Origin of the sequence: Bacteroides timonensis (assembly GCF_000513195.1) — a bacterium.
GTDB lineage: Bacteria > Bacteroidota > Bacteroidia > Bacteroidales > Bacteroidaceae > Bacteroides > Bacteroides timonensis.
The window spans coordinates 50,032-68,089 of the sequence record NZ_CBVI010000073.1; the positions used below are offsets into that span (position 1 = coordinate 50,032).

Below are 18,058 nucleotides of genomic sequence, written 5' to 3' on the forward strand. Positions count from 1 at the left end.
ATTATGTATGAGAACGGATTAAAACGTGCGATAGATTTTCTTATTGTATTGTGTGCCTTACTTATCATTTGGCCAATCTTACTTATTATTATCATTTTCCTTTATTTTGCTAATAAAGGTGCTGGTGTCTTCTTTACCCAGGATCGTCCCGGGAAAAATGCCCAGATATTTAAGGCCATTAAATTTAAGACTATGACGGATGAACGGGACGCAGAAGGTAATTTGTTGCCGGATGACGTTCGTCTGACAAAGGTCGGAAAAATAGTTCGTTCTCTTTCCATAGATGAACTGCCGCAGTTAATCAACGTTCTAAAGGGAGATATGGCATTAGTAGGACCTCGCCCTTTGTTAATCAAGTATCTTCCTTTATATTCGGAAGAGCAATACCGCCGTCATGAAGTTCGTCCGGGAATTACGGGTTGGGCACAAGTGAATGGTCGGAATAGCATATCCTGGACTAAGAAATTTGAACTGGATGTTTGGTATGTGGATCATATCTCTTTCTGGCTGGATATAAAAATAATCTTCCTTACAATCAAAAAAGTATTTATTCGTGAAGGAATAAATATGGAAGGAAGTGCAACTACAGAACCATTTAATGGACATAATTAAATGTATATCCATCGGATCATAAACAGTGTGTTTACTTCAAATACGTATATTCTTACCAGTGAGGGGCTGTCGGCTTTTTTAATAGACATCGGTGATGTTCAGCCTGTAAAGGAGTTGCTGGATAACGATGGAAAAGTTGTGAAAGCAGTATTCCTGACCCATACTCACTATGATCATATTTATGGGATCAGGGAACTGATAAAAGCATATCCGGATTGCATCATTTATACTTCCTCTTTTGGGAAGGAAGCTCTAGGCTCCGACAAGTTAAATTTCTCACGTTATCATAATGATCCCATTGTATGGACTGAAAATAATATCAGCATACTGGGAGAGGGTGATAAAATAGAAATTACGACTGGAAATGTTTTGGAAGTACTGGAGACGCCGGGACATGATAAAAGTTGCTTAACTTATAAATTGGGTAATGATGTTTTTTCAGGCGATTCATATATTCCCGGTGTGAAAGTAATAGCTTCATTTCCGAACAGCCATAAAACGGATGCCGTAAAATCAAAAGAGCGTATTGTCCGCTTGGCGGATGGGCGTAACTTGTACCCCGGACATGGAGATGCTTATATCCATTATAACGGTTGTATTGAACAGGGAGGCAACGGTTGAAGATACGCTTCGATCATGTTGGAATAGCATTGAACTTATGAAGGCATGCAGAATTAACGGTATATATACGAATTGGCTTATGCTTTTTTCCCGCTTTTTTATGAAAGTGGGAGGAGTTATCCGATGGTTGATAGTGCCTCATTATATTTGGCGGAAATAGCCATCCCTCTTTTTAGATTTATAGTTTTATAATCACATAATTTTATGGACAAGAGAATTTATCTTTGCCTTGCTCACATGAGCGGCAAGGAGCAGGCTTTTATAAAAGAAGCTTTCGATACTAACTGGGTTGTTCCTTTGGGTCCCAACGTGAATGCCTTTGAAAAATCTTTGGAAGATTTTTTAATTGACAATGGACAATTGACAAATGACAATGATAGGAAACATGTGGTTGCCTTGTCAGCAGGTACGGCAGCCATCCATCTGGGACTAATCCAATTGGGTGTTGGGGTAGGTGATGAGGTTATCTGCCAGTCGTTTACGTTCTGTGCGTCGGCCAACCCTGTGGTTTATCAGGGAGCAACTCCCGTGTTTATCGACAGTGAGGAGGATACCTGGAATATGGACCCTGTTTTGCTGGAAGAAGCCATCAAGGACAGAATCTTGAAGACAGGTAAGAAGCCGAAAGCTATACTTCCCGTTCATCTTTACGGCATGCCTGCCAGGATTGATGAGATTTGCGCGATAGCCGCTAAATATGATATTCCAGTGCTGGAGGATGCTGCGGAAGCTTTGGGTTCTGAGTTTAAGGGTCAGAAGTGCGGTACTTTCGGTACCTTTGGCGTGTTGTCTTTCAATGGTAATAAGATGATCACTACTTCGGGTGGCGGGGCTTTGATTGTTCCTGATGAAAGCACCAAGAAGCAAACGATGTTTTACGCTACGCAGGCTCGTGAGCCTTTCCCTCATTACCAGCATGAAAAGATCGGTTACAATTATCGTATGAGTAATATCTGTGCTGGTATCGGTCGTGGTCAGATGACCATATTGGATGAGCATATTGCGCATCATCGCCATGTACATGCTCTTTACGAGAAGGCTTTTGAAGGTGTGGACGGTATAACGTTGAAATCTAATCCTGATGGTCGTTTCAACGCTAATTATTGGCTGTCTACTATTCTGATAGATCCAGTGAAGACTGGCACTAACTATGATGAAGTCCGTCGGAAATTAGATGAGCGAGGAATTGAGACTCGTCCCTTGTGGAAACCTATGCATCTACAGCCTGTCTATGCAACTAATCCTTGCTATGTGAATGGAGTTTCTGAACGTTTGTTTAATATGGGTTTATGTATTCCTGCCGGTCCTTGGGTGACGGATGAAGATGTGGCTTATATTGTAGAGCAAATAAAGGCATGTTGTAAAGGGTGATAGTTGTTATTTAGAGGTAATGACTATTTAAAAATAACTTTGATAGAATGTAAAGAGCTATTTCTGAATTTCAGGAGTAGCTCTTTTTTTGTTTGGTAGAATAGGGATGATTTTGATTAATAAGCATTATCTTTGCCATCCCTTTAATAATTCATAGTATTAAAAAATGGCAGAACAGAGAAAAGCTCCCCGAAGCAATAGTAAGGCAAAAATACAGCCCGTAAATGACTACGGACGTATCCAGCCACAAGCGCCGGAACTGGAAGAGGCTGTATTGGGAGCATTGATGATAGAGAAAGACGCTTATTCGTTAGTAAGTGAAATTCTTCGTCCGGAGTCTTTTTATGAGCACCGGCACCAGTTGATTTATTCCGCTATCACCGACCTGGCTGTGAATCAGAAGCCGGTGGATATCCTTACGGTAAAGGAGCAACTTGCTAAACGCGGTGATTTGGAGGAAGTGGGCGGTCCGTTTTATATTACTCAGTTAAGTAGTAAGGTTGCCTCTTCAGCGCATATTGAATATCACGCCCGCATCATTGCACAGAAGGCATTGGCTCGTGAATTGATTACATTTACCAGCAATGTTCAGAGTAAAGCTTTCGATGAAACTCTGGACGTAGATGATTTGATGCAGGAAGCTGAAGGAAGATTGTTTGAGATCTCTCAGCAGAACATGAAGAAGGATTATACGCAGATTAATCCTGTCATTGCCGAAGCGTATCAGTTAATTCAGACAGCGGCTGCCCGTACGGATGGTTTAAGTGGTTTGGAGAGCGGTTTTACCAAACTTGATAAGATGACTTCCGGTTGGCAAAGGTCTGACCTTATTATTATCGCTGCTCGTCCGGCAATGGGAAAGACGGCATTCGTACTTTCTATGGCAAAGAATATTGCAGTGAATTATCGTAATCCGGTAGCTGTGTTCTCTCTTGAAATGAGTAACGTACAGTTGGTGAATCGTTTGATCTCCAATGCGTGCGAAATTCCGAGTGAGAAAATTAAGAGCGGACAACTGGCGGATTACGAATGGCAACAGCTGGATTATAAGTTGCGTGACCTTTTGGATGCTCCGCTGTATGTAGATGATACACCTTCATTGTCAGTGTTTGAACTTCGTACAAAAGCTCGTCGCCTGGTACGCGAACATGGAGTAAGGATTATTATTATCGACTACCTTCAGTTGATGAATGCGAGTGGGATGTCATTCGGTAGCCGTCAGGAAGAGGTAAGTACGATTTCACGTTCGTTGAAGGGGTTGGCGAAAGAGTTGAATATTCCTATTGTTGCTTTGTCGCAGTTGAATCGTGGTGTGGAAAGTCGTGAAGGTGAAGAAGGTAAACGCCCGCAGTTAAGTGACTTGCGTGAGTCGGGAGCCATTGAGCAGGATGCCGATATGGTATGTTTTATTCACCGTCCTGAATATTATAAGATTTATACCTCACAAGATGGAACCGATTTACGTGGTATGGCAGAAATTATTATTGCCAAGCATCGTAATGGTGCGGTAGGTGATGTTCGTTTGCGTTTTATCGGTCAGTACACCCGTTTCCAGAATCCGGAAGATGATATGGTGATTCCGCATCCGGCAGAAGGTGGTGGAGCAACCTTTGGTTCTAAAATGAATGCAGTAAGTGATGGCAGTGTGCCGCCTCCGGCTGAGTTTGCCCCTCAAACAGACAATCCGTTTGGTGGGGTGGGATCGGATGGACCGTTGCCATTCTAAATTAATGGTAAAATTACATAAGCATTTTAATATTGCAGCCGGAATTACTTTTTATCATGTAGTTTCGGCTGTTTTCATTATTTTCTTGATGGATAATTCCCTGTCATCCAAAAAAACTTTGTAATTTTGCGGGTCACTTTTGGAAACAATAAAAAATTAATGATATGAATATCTCTTATAATTGGTTGGAGGAGTAAGGCGATTTCGATTTGACACCGGAAGAAGTTGCCGCTGCATTAACTTCTATTGGCTTGGAAACAGGAAGTGTAGAAGAAGTGCAAACGATTAAAGGAGGACTGGAAGGTCTCGTAATCGGTGAAGTGTTGACATGCATTCCTCATCCGAATTCAGACCACATGCACGTGACTACTGTGAATCTGGGACAGGGAGAACCTGTGCAGATTGTATGCGGTGCACCGAATGTGGCTGCCGGTCAGAAAGTGGTAATTGCCACTTTGGGTGCAAAACTCTATGACGGAGATGAATGTTTTACGATCAAAAAGTCAAAACTCCGTGGTGTTGAGTCCAATGGTATGATTTGCGCTGAAGATGAAATCGGTATTGGTACGGATCATGCAGGGATCATCGTTTTGCCGGCTGATGCTGTTCCGGGAACTCTTGCCAAAGATTATTATAATATCAAGAGCGACTATGTGCTGGAAGTGGATATCACTCCGAATCGTGCCGATGCTTGTTCTCACTATGGGGTAGCCCGTGATTTGTATGCTTATCTGGTGCAAAATAACAAACCGACTTCCCTGAAGAAACCGTCTGTAGATGCTTTTGCCATTGAAAATCATGATCTGGATATCAATGTTACAGTTGAAAACAGTGAAGCTTGTCCTCGCTATGCCGGTGTAACGATGAAGGGCGTAACAGTAAAAGAAAGTCCGGAATGGTTGCAGAATAAACTCCGTATCATCGGACTGCGTCCTATCAATAATGTAGTGGATATCACAAATTACATTGTCCATGCATTCGGCCAGCCATTGCACTGCTTTGATGCAGATCAAATTAAAGGTGGCGAAGTAGTGGTGAAGACAATGCCTGAAGGTACTCCGTTCGTCACATTGGATGGCGTGGAACGTAAATTATCTGATCGCGACCTGATGATTTGTGACACGGAAAAACCGATGTGTATTGCCGGTGTATTCGGTGGTCTGGATTCCGGTTCTACGGAAACGACCAAAGATGTTTTCATTGAAAGCGCTTATTTCCATCCGACATGGGTTCGTAAGACAGCTCGTCGTCACGGACTGAATACAGATGCTTCTTTCCGCTTTGAAAGAGGCATTGACCCCAATATCACTATTTACTGTTTGAAATTGGCCGCCATGATGGTGAAAGAACTGGCTGGTGGTACTATTTCTTCTGAAGTAAAGGATGTTTGTGCTGCTCCTGCTCAGGATTTCATCGTAGAGTTATCTTATGAGAAGGTGCACTCGTTGGTAGGTAAAGTGATTCCCGTGGAGACAATCAAGAGCATTGTTACCAGTCTGGAGATGAAAATAACCAATGAGACGGCAGAAGGCTTGACTTTGGCGGTTCCCCCTTATCGTGTAGACGTGCAACGCGATTGTGATGTTATTGAAGATATCCTCCGTATTTATGGATATAATAATGTAGAAATACCGTCTACGCTGAAGTCTAGCTTGACTACGAAGGGCGAACATGATAAGTCTAATAAGTTGCAGAACCTGGTGGCTGAACAATTGGTTGGTTGTGGTTTCAATGAAATTCTGAACAACTCTCTGACACGTGCCGGCTATTATGACGGTATGGAAACTTATCCTTCTAAAAACCTGGTGATGCTACTGAATCCGTTGAGTACAGACCTGAATGCCATGCGTCAGACTTTGTTGTTCGGTGGATTGGAAAGTATCTCTCACAATGCTAACCGTAAGAATGCCGACCTGAAATTCTTCGAATTCGGAAATTGCTATTATTTCGATGAAGAAAAGAAGAACCCCGAAAAGTCACTGGCTGCTTATACAGAGAATTATCATCTCGGATTGTGGGTAACAGGTAAAAAAGTATCCAATTCATGGGCGCATGCTGATGAAGAAAGCTCTGTATATGAGTTGAAGGCTTACGTGGAGAATATTTTCCTGCGTTTAGGGCTGAATATGAGAAATCTGGTTGTAGGTAACCTGATGGATGATATTTATGCTGCTGCCTTGTCTGTACAGACTAAGGGTGGAAAGCGTCTTGCTACATTCGGCATCGTAACAAAGAAGATTCTGAAAGCTTTCGACATTGACAATGAAGTATATTACGCTGACCTGAATTGGAAAGAGCTGATGAAAGCCATCCGTTCTGTAAAGATCAGCTATACGGAAGTTTCCAAATTTCCGGCTGTGAAGCGTGACCTTGCCTTGTTGATTGATAAGAAGGTGCAGTTTGCCGAAATAGAGAAGATTGCTTATGAGACAGAGAAGAAATTGCTGAAAGATGTATCTCTCTTCGATGTTTATGAAGGTAAGAATCTGGAAGCCGGCAAAAAGTCGTATGCAGTCAGCTTCCTGTTGCAAGATGAGGCACAGACACTGAACGATAAGATGATCGATAAGATCATGTCGAAACTCGTGAAGAATCTGGAAGATAAGTTGGATGCAAAGCTTCGCTAATTGATAATTAAAACAATTAATAATTAAACATTAAAATATAATTCCAATGGGAAGAGCATTTGAATATAGAAAAGCTGCCAAATTGAAAAGATGGGGTCACATGGCAAAGACCTTTACAAGACTGGGTAAACAAATTGCTATTGCAGTAAAGGCTGGTGGCCCGGAACCGGAAAATAATCCGACTTTGCGTTCGGTTATCGCTACTTGTAAGCGTGAGAATATGCCGAAGGATAACATTGACCGTGCTATCAAGAATGCAATGGGTAAGGACCAGAGCGATTACAAAGGAATGACTTATGAAGGATACGGTCCTCACGGTGTTGCTGTATTCGTAGATACGTTGACTGACAATACTACCCGCACAGTCGCTGATGTACGTTCCGTATTCAATAAGTTTGGCGGAAACTTGGGTACTATGGGATCATTAGCTTTCCTGTTCGACCATAAGTGTATGTTTACTTTCAAGAAGAAGGACGGCATAGATATGGAAGAACTCATTCTTGATCTGATTGACTACGATGTAGATGATGAGTTCGAAGAGGATGAAGAAGAAGGAACAATCACTATCTATGGCGATCCGAAGAGCTATGCAGCTATCCAGAAACATCTGGAAGAATGTGGCTTTGAGGATGTCGGTGGTGAATTTACTTATATTCCGAACGATACGAAAGAGGTGACTCCCGAGCAACGTGAAACTTTGGACAAGATGATAGAACGTCTCGAAGAATTTGATGATGTGCAAACAGTTTATACCAATATGAAGCCGGAGGGTAGTGAAGAGTAATGAAGTATACTTATAAGACTCAAGGTACATGTAGTTCTCACATTGAATTGGAAATAGAAAATAATATAATAGCGGATATTGCGTTTTGGGGAGGTTGTAACGGAAATTTGCAAGGTCTTTCCCGTCTGGTGAAAGGAATGTCGGTAAATGATGTGATTTCCCGTCTGGAAGGAATTCGTTGCGGAGGACGTTCGACTTCTTGTCCGGATCAGTTATGTAGGGCGCTGCATGAAATGGGATTCTAACTAAATCCCTGTACTTTAAAAATATAGGTTGGCCCTCGGTGTTGTACAATGCCGGGGGCTTCTTTTTTGAACTGAAAGTGTGGCTCGCTTGTTATTATTTCGTAATTTTACGCCATTAAAAGAACGAACGATGAAAAATATTCTGAAAGACTTGAAACGTAGGGACCACAAGCGTTATTTGGGTGGTCTGGACGTTTTTAAATATATTGGTCCCGGATTGCTTGTTACAGTTGGTTTTATTGATCCGGGAAACTGGGCTTCCAACTTTGCAGCGGGTTCCGAATTTGGGTATTCCCTGCTTTGGGTGGTAACTTTGTCAACGATCATGTTGATTGTATTGCAGCACAATGTGGCTCACTTGGGCATTGTTACAGGTTTGTGTTTATCAGAAGCAGCCACAAAATATACGCCAAAGTGGGTCTCACGTCCTATTTTGGGCACTGCGGTGTTGGCATCCATATCGACTTCCCTTGCCGAAATATTGGGAGGTGCAATTGCCTTGGAAATGCTTTTTGATATCCCTATTATATGGGGAGCTGTATTGACAACCGTCTTTGTCGTCATCATGCTTTTTACGAATTCGTATAAGAAGATAGAGCGTTCCATCATTGCCTTTGTTTCCGTTATCGGATTATCCTTTATTTATGAGTTGTTCCTGGTGAAGATTGACTGGCCGATGGCTGTGGAAGGATGGGTGACACCAGCTTTTCCGAAAGGGAGCATGCTGATTATTATGAGTGTGTTGGGAGCGGTGGTGATGCCGCATAACTTATTCTTGCATTCGGAGGTGATTCAGAGCCATGAATATAATAAGCAAGATGATAGTTCTATTCGTAAGGTTTTGAAGTATGAGTTGTTTGATACGCTCTTCTCTATGATTGTGGGATGGGCTATCAATAGTGCTATGATATTGCTGGCTGCTGCTACTTTCTTTAAAAGCGGTATTCAGGTTGAAGAACTGCAACAGGCGAAGTCTTTGCTGGAGCCTTTGCTTGGAAACAGTGCTGCGGTTGTCTTTGCTCTGGCTTTGCTGATGGCGGGTATTTCATCTACCATTACAAGTGGTATGGCGGCGGGGTCTATCTTTGCCGGTATCTTCGGTGAATCCTATCACATCAAGGATAGTCACTCGCAGGTGGGTGTGATCCTTTCATTGGGTATCGCCTTGTTGCTGATATTCTTCATTGGCGATCCTTTTAAAGGGCTGTTGATTTCGCAAATGGTGCTGAGTATACAGTTGCCTTTTACCGTTTTCCTGCAAGTCGGGTTGACATCTTCGCGTAAGGTAATGGGGCAGTATGTCAACAGTAAATGGAGCAGTTTCGTACTTTACGCTATTGCAGGTATCGTGACCGTATTGAATATTATGTTGTTGATATCCGAATTGTCATAAAGCGGATACATTTGAACAATCAGGCTTCTGATATATAAGATATAAACTAAATAAACGATCATATGAAAATTATTACATATAATGTAAACGGGCTGCGTGCAGCTGTTAGTAAAGGTTTGCCGGAATGGCTGGAACGGGAACAAGCTGATGTTGTGTGCATTCAGGAAACTAAATTGCAGCCGGATCAATATCCGGAAGAAGCATTGAGTGCATTGGGGTATAAGCATTATCTCTATTCTGCGCAGAAGAAGGGGTATAGCGGAGTAGCCATCTTGACTAAAAAAGAGCCGGACCATGTGGAATATGGCATGGGGATAGAAGAATATGATAATGAAGGCCGTTTTATCCGTGCCGATTTTGGCGATATATCTGTCGTAAGTGTTTATCATCCTTCAGGAACGAGTGGTGACGAACGCCAGGCATTTAAGATGGTATGGTTGGAGAAGTTCCAGGAGTACGTGACGGAGCTGCGAAAATCATGTCCGAAACTTATACTTTGCGGAGATTATAATATCTGTCATGAACCGATAGACATTCATGATCCTATTCGTAACGCTACTAATAGTGGTTTCTTGCCCGAAGAACGGGAATGGATGACGCGTTTTCTGAATGCCGGTTTTATCGATACTTTCCGCTTGTTGCATCCCGAACAGCAGGAATATACGTGGTGGAGTTATCGTTTCAACTCCCGCGCAAAGAATAAAGGATGGCGTATTGATTATTGTATGGTGACCGAAACTGTTCGCCCGTTACTGAAAGAGGCGCGTATTCTGAATGATGCTGTACATTCTGATCATTGTCCCATGTTGTTGGATATAGAAGGCTAAAAAAGGGATAGGGTAATGTTTGAAGAAAGAATAGAGAAAGCGGTAGAGTTTTTTAAGAGTGGTTATAATTGCTCCCAGTCTGTGGTGCTTGCTTTTGCCGACATGTATGGATTTACGCAAGAACAGGCGGCGCGTATGGCAGCTTCCTTCGGTGGAGGTATCGGTCGTATGCGTCAGACTTGTGGCGCTGCATGCGGTATGTTTCTGCTTGCCGGACTGGAAACCGGAGCGACTGATCCCAAAGACCGTGAAGGAAAAGGGGCCAATTATGCAGTAGTACAGGAATTGGCTGCCGAGTTTAAGAAACGGAACGGCTCTACAATTTGTGCTGAATTATTGGGGTTGAAGAAGCCGGAAGGAGTGTCTACTCCCGAAGAACGCACCGACCAATATTATGCTAAACGTCCGTGTGTCAGGATGGTGGAAGAAGCTGCCCGTATTTGGGCGGAATATCTTGAAAACAGATCGTCTATTTAATGTAAACAAACCATCAGTTTCGCTTGAATGAATCATTCTTTTTGGTCTGACCTGCTGAAAAAATGCTCTTATTATGACATATAACATAAAAAAGCAGAGAATAATGTGTTATATAACATAAATATAACTATCTTTGCCGCTGAAATAAAATCTGAACCTCACCAATGAGAGAATTTAGATTAAAGCATGTATAACTAAAAACAAAAGGAAAATGTTAAAAGAAAAAGCTGGTGAAACTGCAGGAAAAATTTGGAGTGCTCTGAATGAGACTGAAGGTTTAACTGCTAAACAAATCAAGAAAGCAACTAAGTTGGTAGACAAAGATTTGTTCTTGGGCCTTGGCTGGTTGTTGAGAGAAGACAAGATCTCTACTCAGGAAGTAGAAGGCGAACTGTTTGTTACGTTGGTTTAAGAGAGAGATTGACATTTATCTTATAAAAAGAAGCGTTGATACATTTATATGTTATCAACGCTTCTTTTTATGTTCCAGTCCATTGACAAGGGATGTTTAAGGAGCCAGTCTTTCCTGTTTCCAGCTACCATCTTCCTGGAGTATATATTGAATGCGGTCGTGCAGGCGGCTTTCCCGCCCCTGCCAGAATTCAAAGCGGGTAGGAGTTACGGCAAAACCACCCCAGTTGTCGGGACGTCGGATTTCATGCCCCGCCAGCTTGAAGACCTCTTTTACGAAAGCCCGCATAATCTCCATACGACTACTTATCACCCGGCTTTGCGGAGAAATTCTTGCACCTATCTTACTTTTATAGGGTCTGCTGGAAAAGTAAGTATCCGACACTTGGTCGAGGCATTTTTCGGCTTTACCTTCAATGTGTACCTGTCTTTCCAATTTGTGCCATACAAAAGAGAGGGAAATATATGGGTTATCAGCCAATTGTTTTCCTTTTCGGCTTTCATAATTAGTAAAGAATATAAATTTGTTGTTTTCCACTCCTTTCAGCAAGACGGTGCGTGTAGAGGGATGTCCCTCGGCCGAAACAGTTGCTACTATCATGGCGGTGGGCTCGTCCGCATTGTGGGCAATAGCATCATTCAACCATCCTTCGAATTGCTCAAAAGGATTGTCATTGATGGTGCATTGTGTCAATTTGCCTCTGGTATACTCTTTTCTGATTTCAGATATTTTAGTTTCCATATTTTCTACTTTGTTGTTGTATTTTGGGGATGCAAGAGCGATCTTTATTATTTCTGTGTCGGATAAAGCGGGTTACCGGATTCATCTACTTCGGTCCAGTCTTTGATACTGACATTAGGGAACGATACGGAATTTCCGTCTATAATGGCACTGAAGACGTACGAAAATCCTCCTGCCAGTTTGCCTGGAATGGGAATGCCTACGGTATAGGTACGTGGAGTCGTTTCTCCGTCTGCCAATATCTGTAGTGTCAAAGACATAGGATTGGTGGCTTTTGTCGGTAGAACGATGGCCTGCGTGAGAAAACCGTTTTTCCCCATAGTGAGCGGAGTAGTATCATAGGTGTAGGTGGATTCAATAATTCCAGTCTGTATATCGAGAGTGGCACCTGGTGTGGGTGGAAGTATACTTGCTGAAATCAGACTGTCCAGTTTTATACCGTCGCCGGCTGATAAGTCTACTACAACCTGAGTGGCTACATGCTGGAATACAATGGGCATGTGGATTTGTGAAGTTGTGACGTCTTGATCCAGATTTTCCCACCATAGATAGTCAATGCCATTCTTTAACGGAGCGGATATTCCATCTATCAGGTCTGGAGGATAAACGGATGAGTTTTCAGAAAACGCATACATATTATATGATCCGTTACTCAAATACATTTTGTAGCCTTTCAATCCGGTCAATACACCTGCGGAAGCGGTTGAATATAAACCTTCGGCAAAAGGGTCATCGAAATTCCTGTCTGTAGTTTCAAAGGCATAAATCTGACTTACCAGGCCTTTAGGCATGGGCGACATGGATCTGGTTACTTTACGACTTTCGAGTGAAGCGGAAAAGGTGATGAGTGCATCTTCTTTCTCCGAAGGCTGACTGTTGTCGGATTCATTGTTTTCGGGCGATGAGCCATAAATGATTATCTCATTCTTGGAGCATCCGGCCAATAATAGGAGGGAACACGCAAAAATAATAAATTTTTTCATTTCAGTTATGCAGTTTAGGTTATTATGCATACATAACAGTGGAATGATAGAATAGTTTTAGGATATATAGACATTTACGACCTCGGATATTGAATAAATCACTTTCAAAACCTCATATTTTTCATTATCTTTGCGCCCGCAAAAGGAGGCGAGCCCGTTGCGAGATATTACCATTTTGTTTTGCGACTGTACTACGAGTTATTCAGCCTCATTTTGTAATATACTTATTTATAGATAGATAATTGTAGAAAATGAAGAATATACGTAACTTTTGCATTATTGCCCACATTGATCATGGTAAGTCTACTTTAGCTGACCGTCTGCTTGAATTTACCAACACCATACAGGTGACCGGAGGACAGATGTTGGATGATATGGATCTGGAAAAAGAGAGAGGTATCACCATTAAGAGCCATGCTATTCAGATGGAGTATACGTACAAAGGCGAAAAGTATGTTCTGAATCTGATTGATACTCCGGGACACGTAGACTTTTCGTATGAGGTTTCCCGTTCTATTGCTGCTTGTGAAGGTGCATTACTGATTGTAGATGCTTCGCAAGGTGTACAGGCGCAAACGATCTCCAATCTTTATATGGCAATTGAGCATGATCTGGAAATTATTCCGGTCATCAATAAGTGTGATATGGCGAGTGCCATGCCCGAAGAGGTGGAGGATGAAATCGTAGAGTTGCTTGGTTGCAAACGTAGTGAAATCATCCGTGCTTCCGGTAAGACTGGTATGGGCGTAGAAGAGATTCTGAGTGCGGTTATTGAGCGTATTCCCCATCCTAAAGGGGACGAGGAAGCACCGTTGCAGGCTTTGATCTTCGACTCCGTATTCAACTCTTTCCGTGGTATCATCGCTTACTTCAAAATTGTGAACGGGGTGATCCGTAAGGGAGATAAGGTGAAATTCTTCAATACCGGTAAAGAATATGATGCCGATGAAGTCGGTGTACTTAAGATGGAGATGGTGGCGCGTCAGGAACTGCGTACAGGTGATGTGGGATACATTATTTCCGGCATCAAAACTTCTAAAGAGGTAAAAGTGGGAGATACGATTACTCACATTGCCCGTCCGTGTAAAGAAGCTATCGCAGGTTTCGAGGAAGTGAAGCCGATGGTTTTTGCCGGTGTATATCCCATTGAAGCGGAAGACTTTGAAGACTTGCGTTCCTCTTTGGAAAAGCTGCAATTGAACGATGCATCATTGACTTTCCAGCCTGAATCTTCATTGGCGCTGGGCTTTGGATTCCGTTGCGGATTCCTGGGACTGTTGCACATGGAGATTGTGCAAGAACGCCTTGATCGTGAATTTGACATGAACGTGATAACTACTGTGCCGAACGTTTCTTATAATATATACGACAAACAAGGTCATATGACAGAGGTGCATAACCCCGGAAGTATGCCCGATCCTACTTTGATAGACCGCATTGAAGAGCCTTATATTCGTGCTTCCGTTATTACAACTACCGATTATATCGGTCCCATCATGACTTTGTGTTTGGGCAAACGCGGTGAACTGGTAAAGCAGGAATATATTTCGGGTAATCGTGTGGAAATCTATTATGATATGCCTTTGGGAGAAATTGTTATCGACTTTTATGATAAACTGAAAAGTATCTCGAAAGGATATGCCTCTTTTGATTATCACGCCAGTGGTTTCCGTCCATCCAAGTTAATAAAACTGGATATTTTGCTGAACGGCGAACCGGTGGACGCTCTTTCAACACTGACACATTTCGACAATGCGTATGATTTGGGACACCGCATGTGCGAGAAGCTGAAAGACCTGATTCCAAGACAGCAGTTTGATATTGCTATCCAAGCGGCTATCGGAGCTAAAATCATTTCTCGTGAGACGATTAAGGCGGTACGCAAAGACGTTACGGCAAAGTGTTACGGTGGTGACGTCAGTCGTAAGAGAAAGTTGCTGGAGAAGCAGAAAAAAGGAAAGAAACGTATGAAGCAGATTGGTAATGTTGAAGTGCCGCAGAAAGCGTTCCTTGCGGTGTTGAAATTAGATTAATATAAAAAAGCATAAAAGCTGATTCATATTAGTCCGGGGATTGTTCTCTTTCTGTAGGACTGTCTTGACAATCCCCTTTGTTTTGAAAATTCTAACTAATAATAAATGAGAAAAGTTCTATCATTTTCGGCCTTCCTGGTGGTAGGTCTCTTTATAGCGCAATATCTGCCTGCATGGTCAGGAAGTGATTATGGTACGGTGAAAACTGTATCTAATGTGTTACTGTATATTTGTCTGGGATTCATTATGATTAATGTGGGACGTGAGTTTGAGGTGGACAAGTCCCGATGGCAAACGTACGCAAAAGATTATTTCGTTGCCATGGCTACGGCAGCCATGCCTTGGTTTCTGATTGCTATTTATTATATTTTTGTTTTACTTCCGCCGGAATACTGGAATAGTTGGGAGGCATGGAAGGAAAACTTGTTGCTGAGTCGTTTTGCGGCTCCTACTTCCGCAGGTATATTATTCACTATGTTGGCTGCTATCGGACTAAAGTCCAGCTGGATCTACAAGAAGATTCAGGTGCTGGCCATCTTTGATGATTTGGATACCATCCTCTTAATGATTCCTTTGCAAATAATGATGATCGGACCCCGCTGGCAGTTGCTGGTAATTATCCTTATCGTCTTTCTGTTGCTTTCCTTCGGTTGGAAGAAACTGAGTAAATACAATATGCGGCAGGATTGGAAAGCCATTCTGTTTTATTCCGTTCTGGTGTTTGCCGCCACTCAATCGCTTTATCTTATTACAAAGAACTTATATGGAGAAGATGCCAGCATTCATATTGAGGTGTTGCTTCCGGCATTCGTTCTGGGTATGGTCATGAAACATAAGGATATTGATACAGCCTGGGAGCATAAAGCTTCGACTGGAATTTCATTTATATTTATGTTTCTGGTGGGTATGAGTATGCCCCCGCTTGTGGGAATTAGTCTCCCCGGCGATATGGGATTGAGCTCCATAACCGGTTCTCAGGAAATGATGCCTTGGGCATTGATTATTGTACATGTGGTTGTTGTATCGTTACTTTCCAATGTCGGTAAGTTGTTTCCGGTCTTCTTTTATCGCGATCGTAAATTGAGCGAACGTCTGGCACTTTCCATTGGTATGTTTACCCGTGGTGAGGTAGGAGCGGGAGTTATTTTTATTGCATTGGGCTATAATCTGGGTGGTCCGGCATTGGTAATTTCTGTACTTACTATTGTGCTTAATCTGATATTAACAGGTATATTTGTGCTTTGGGTTAAAAAACTGGCGTTAATGAGCTATCAGGAATAGCTCTTTAACGGTACCGGAGCATCCTTTGGAAATCTAATATTGAAATTGAATATATGATTATTCTACGTACTGTGAAAAACTTTTCGTCACTGAATGTAGTGGCGAGTATCTTATTGTTCTTGACAGCTATTCTGGCTGCGGTTGTGGCCAATTCTTCGCTGTCTTCTGTGTATCAGAACTTTCTGTTGCAGGAACTGCATTTACGTATTGGTGATTTTAACTTGCTTTCGCATGGCGGTCATAATCTGACGATGATTGAATTTATCAATGACTGTCTGATGACAATTTTCTTTTTAGCCGTGGGATTAGAGATAAAACGCGAGTTACTGGTAGGAGAGTTATCCTCTTTCAGGAAAGCTATTCTGCCGTTCATTGCAGCATGTGGAGGAATGATATTTCCGGTTCTGGTTTATTTTTTTCTGGTAACTCCCGGTACTCCTGAAACACAAGGCATGGCTATTCCTATGGCTACGGACATTGCCTTCTCATTGGGAGTGCTTAGTCTGCTGGGCAAGCGCGTACCATTGAGTCTGAAAATTTTCCTGACTGCTTTTGCTGTGGTAGATGATATTGGTGGTATTCTGGTGATTGCCATTTTTTATAGCTCCGAGGTTGCTTACGGTTATTTGATTGTAGCTGCTATACTTTATGCATTCTTATACTATATGGGAAAGTTTGGTATGACACAGAAGATCTTCTTTCTTTTCTTTGGCATTATTATCTGGTATTTATTCCTGCAATCCGGCATCCACAGTACAATATCCGGTGTGATACTTGCATTTGTAATCCCCGCTCGTCCACGGCTGGATGCGGGTAAATATATCCGGCGTATCCGGGCTATTGTCAGCTCTTTCCCGGTGGTACAATCTGATAACATTGTATTGACAAACGAACAGATTGCTACATTGAAGCAAGTGGAGCGGGCTTCGGATCGTGTGATAAGTCCTTTACAGTCTTTGGAGGATAACTTGCATGGAGCCGTGAATTTTGTCATTCTTCCTTTATTTGCTTTTGCCAATGCAGGAGTCGTTTTTAGCGGTGGCGGAGAAGTTATAGGAAATGTAGGTCTTGCTGTTGGCTTAGGTCTTCTTTTGGGTAAGTTTTTGGGAATTTATCTCTTCACCTGGCTGACTATTAAAAGCGGGCTTGCCCGTATGCCCGAAGGTATGAACTGGAAAAATATTGCAGGCGTGTCATTGCTGGGTGGCGTTGGATTTACGGTGTCATTGTTCATAGCCAACCTTTCTTTCTCCGGTGCTTATCCGGAACTGCTGAACCAAGCTAAATTCGGTGTGTTGTGTGGTACTATTATTGCCGGAATACTGGGATATGTGGTACTGAACCAGGTATTGCCAAAGAAAAAGAAAGCATAAATAAGATATTTCTTCTCTTTTTCTATATATAATAAGGTGTATTGACTATCTACTAATAATATTAGTTAAACTACTTCTTTTATTAGTTGAATAACTAATAGTGTTAGTTGTTTGTTTAAAACTAATTCCTATCTTTGCATTGTTCACCCAAATAAACTTGAAAATATTATGAAACGATTGACTGCTAAAGAAGAGGAAATCATGCAAATGTTCTGGGAACATGGTCCGATGTTTGTTCGTGAATTGCTGGCTTTTTATGAAGAGCCGAAACCTCATTATAATACCGTATCTACCTTAGTTAGAGGATTGGAGGAAAAAGGCTTTGTGAAATACAAGGCCTATGGTAACACGTACCAGTACTATGCGGCTGTTTCCGATAAAGAATATAAGCGTTCTGCACTGAATGACGTAGTGGCCCAATACTATAATAATTCTTATACCAATGTTGTATCTACATTTATTGAAGAAGAAGGTATGTCGGTAGACGAGTTAAAAGCGTTGATAGTAGAGATCGAAAGTAAAAAGTCGAACAGATAGAAATAGAGTTATACC

17 protein-coding genes are annotated in these 18,058 nt (G+C 42.1%); 15 read left to right on the forward strand and 2 right to left on the reverse strand.

Annotated elements, in window-relative coordinates; all coding sequences use genetic code 11:
- Positions 1-3: 3 nt before the first annotated feature.
- From BN161_RS13825 to BN161_RS13875, 11 genes are all read left to right on the forward strand, one after another.
- Positions 4-612, forward strand: coding sequence for a sugar transferase (locus BN161_RS13825; protein WP_044267178.1), 609 nt, complete (start codon positions 4-6; stop codon positions 610-612).
- The gene (locus BN161_RS13830) at positions 613-1,233 is read left to right on the forward strand and encodes an MBL fold metallo-hydrolase (RefSeq protein ID WP_044267180.1); all 621 of its coding nucleotides are present in this window, start codon (positions 613-615) and stop codon (positions 1,231-1,233) included.
- 204 nt (positions 1,234-1,437) lie between these two features.
- Entirely contained in the window at positions 1,438-2,604 is a 1,167-nt protein-coding gene (locus tag BN161_RS13835) for a DegT/DnrJ/EryC1/StrS family aminotransferase (RefSeq protein WP_044267183.1), read from the forward strand.
- A gap of 166 nt (positions 2,605-2,770) precedes the next feature.
- Complete coding sequence (gene dnaB, locus BN161_RS13840; RefSeq protein WP_044267185.1) at positions 2,771-4,330, forward strand: replicative DNA helicase; 1,560 nt, start codon at positions 2,771-2,773, stop codon at positions 4,328-4,330.
- Between the two features lie 209 nt (positions 4,331-4,539).
- Positions 4,540-6,957, forward strand: coding sequence for a phenylalanine--tRNA ligase subunit beta (pheT, locus tag BN161_RS13845; RefSeq protein WP_244436499.1), 2,418 nt, complete (start codon positions 4,540-4,542; stop codon positions 6,955-6,957).
- A 46-nt stretch (positions 6,958-7,003) separates the two neighbouring features.
- On the forward strand, positions 7,004-7,741 hold the full coding sequence (locus BN161_RS13850; protein WP_007217994.1) for a YebC/PmpR family DNA-binding transcriptional regulator: 738 nt from the start codon (positions 7,004-7,006) through the stop codon (positions 7,739-7,741).
- The gene (locus BN161_RS13855; RefSeq protein WP_044267187.1) at positions 7,741-7,986 is read left to right on the forward strand and encodes a TIGR03905 family TSCPD domain-containing protein; all 246 of its coding nucleotides are present in this window, start codon (positions 7,741-7,743) and stop codon (positions 7,984-7,986) included. Before BN161_RS13850 ends, BN161_RS13855 begins: the two co-directional genes overlap by 1 nt.
- Positions 7,987-8,116: 130 nt before the next feature.
- Positions 8,117-9,379, forward strand: coding sequence for an Nramp family divalent metal transporter (locus BN161_RS13860; protein ID WP_007213741.1), 1,263 nt, complete (start codon positions 8,117-8,119; stop codon positions 9,377-9,379).
- 62 nt (positions 9,380-9,441) lie between these two features.
- Positions 9,442-10,206: an exodeoxyribonuclease III gene (locus BN161_RS13865; RefSeq protein WP_044267189.1), complete on the forward strand. Its 765-nt coding sequence runs from the start codon at positions 9,442-9,444 to the stop codon at positions 10,204-10,206.
- Between the two features lie 15 nt (positions 10,207-10,221).
- Positions 10,222-10,683, forward strand: a complete 462-nt coding sequence (locus BN161_RS13870; protein ID WP_044267191.1) for a C-GCAxxG-C-C family protein — start codon at positions 10,222-10,224, stop codon at positions 10,681-10,683.
- A 211-nt stretch (positions 10,684-10,894) separates the two neighbouring features.
- Positions 10,895-11,095: a winged helix-turn-helix domain-containing protein gene (locus BN161_RS13875; RefSeq protein ID WP_044267193.1), complete on the forward strand. Its 201-nt coding sequence runs from the start codon at positions 10,895-10,897 to the stop codon at positions 11,093-11,095.
- Between the two features lie 96 nt (positions 11,096-11,191).
- Here the strand turns inward: BN161_RS13875 and pdxH are convergent, their stop codons facing one another.
- Together pdxH and BN161_RS13885 are read right to left on the reverse strand one after the other, a co-directional pair.
- Positions 11,192-11,836 (reverse strand): pyridoxamine 5'-phosphate oxidase, encoded by a 645-nt coding sequence (gene pdxH / locus BN161_RS13880; RefSeq protein WP_044267195.1) that lies wholly within the window; start codon positions 11,834-11,836, stop codon positions 11,192-11,194.
- Positions 11,837-11,883: 47 nt separating this feature from the next.
- Positions 11,884-12,819 (reverse strand): fimbrillin family protein, encoded by a 936-nt coding sequence (locus tag BN161_RS13885; protein WP_052356288.1) that lies wholly within the window; start codon positions 12,817-12,819, stop codon positions 11,884-11,886.
- A gap of 251 nt (positions 12,820-13,070) precedes the next feature.
- Here BN161_RS13885 and lepA point away from each other — a divergent pair, with 251 nt between their 5' ends.
- The 4 genes from lepA (at position 13,071) to BN161_RS13905 (ending at position 18,043) form a co-directional block, all read left to right on the forward strand.
- Positions 13,071-14,852, forward strand: a complete 1,782-nt coding sequence (gene lepA / locus BN161_RS13890; RefSeq protein ID WP_044267199.1) for a translation elongation factor 4 — start codon at positions 13,071-13,073, stop codon at positions 14,850-14,852.
- Positions 14,853-14,957: 105 nt separating this feature from the next.
- Positions 14,958-16,133 carry a cation:proton antiporter family protein gene (locus tag BN161_RS13895; RefSeq protein WP_044267201.1) on the forward strand — a complete coding sequence of 392 codons (1,176 nt, stop codon included), beginning with the start codon at positions 14,958-14,960 and terminating at the stop codon, positions 16,131-16,133.
- A 53-nt stretch (positions 16,134-16,186) separates the two neighbouring features.
- Entirely contained in the window at positions 16,187-17,506 is a 1,320-nt protein-coding gene (nhaA, locus tag BN161_RS13900) for a Na+/H+ antiporter NhaA (RefSeq protein ID WP_044267204.1), read from the forward strand.
- 168 nt (positions 17,507-17,674) lie between these two features.
- The gene (locus tag BN161_RS13905; RefSeq protein WP_044267206.1) at positions 17,675-18,043 is read left to right on the forward strand and encodes a BlaI/MecI/CopY family transcriptional regulator; all 369 of its coding nucleotides are present in this window, start codon (positions 17,675-17,677) and stop codon (positions 18,041-18,043) included.
- Positions 18,044-18,058: the final 15 nt, after the last annotated feature.

Bases quoted from the DNA above. Each gene is read 5' to 3' on its own strand.
- BN161_RS13825 (WP_044267178.1), top strand. From the start codon at position 4: ATGTATGAGAACGGATTAAAACGTGCGATAGATTTTCTTATTGTATTG.
- BN161_RS13830 (WP_044267180.1), top strand. From the start codon at position 613: ATGTATATCCATCGGATCATAAACAGTGTGTTTACTTCAAATACGTAT.
- BN161_RS13835 (WP_044267183.1), top strand. From the start codon at position 1,438: ATGGACAAGAGAATTTATCTTTGCCTTGCTCACATGAGCGGCAAGGAG.
- dnaB (WP_044267185.1), top strand. From the start codon at position 2,771: ATGGCAGAACAGAGAAAAGCTCCCCGAAGCAATAGTAAGGCAAAAATA.
- BN161_RS13850 (WP_007217994.1), top strand. From the start codon at position 7,004: ATGGGAAGAGCATTTGAATATAGAAAAGCTGCCAAATTGAAAAGATGG.
- BN161_RS13855 (WP_044267187.1), top strand. From the start codon at position 7,741: ATGAAGTATACTTATAAGACTCAAGGTACATGTAGTTCTCACATTGAA.
- BN161_RS13860 (WP_007213741.1), top strand. From the start codon at position 8,117: ATGAAAAATATTCTGAAAGACTTGAAACGTAGGGACCACAAGCGTTAT.
- BN161_RS13865 (WP_044267189.1), top strand. From the start codon at position 9,442: ATGAAAATTATTACATATAATGTAAACGGGCTGCGTGCAGCTGTTAGT.
- BN161_RS13870 (WP_044267191.1), top strand. From the start codon at position 10,222: ATGTTTGAAGAAAGAATAGAGAAAGCGGTAGAGTTTTTTAAGAGTGGT.
- BN161_RS13875 (WP_044267193.1), top strand. From the start codon at position 10,895: ATGTTAAAAGAAAAAGCTGGTGAAACTGCAGGAAAAATTTGGAGTGCT.
- pdxH (WP_044267195.1), bottom strand. From the start codon at position 11,836: ATGGAAACTAAAATATCTGAAATCAGAAAAGAGTATACCAGAGGCAAA.
- BN161_RS13885 (WP_052356288.1), bottom strand. From the start codon at position 12,819: ATGAAAAAATTTATTATTTTTGCGTGTTCCCTCCTATTATTGGCCGGA.
- lepA (WP_044267199.1), top strand. From the start codon at position 13,071: ATGAAGAATATACGTAACTTTTGCATTATTGCCCACATTGATCATGGT.
- BN161_RS13895 (WP_044267201.1), top strand. From the start codon at position 14,958: ATGAGAAAAGTTCTATCATTTTCGGCCTTCCTGGTGGTAGGTCTCTTT.
- nhaA (WP_044267204.1), top strand. From the start codon at position 16,187: ATGATTATTCTACGTACTGTGAAAAACTTTTCGTCACTGAATGTAGTG.
- BN161_RS13905 (WP_044267206.1), top strand. From the start codon at position 17,675: ATGAAACGATTGACTGCTAAAGAAGAGGAAATCATGCAAATGTTCTGG.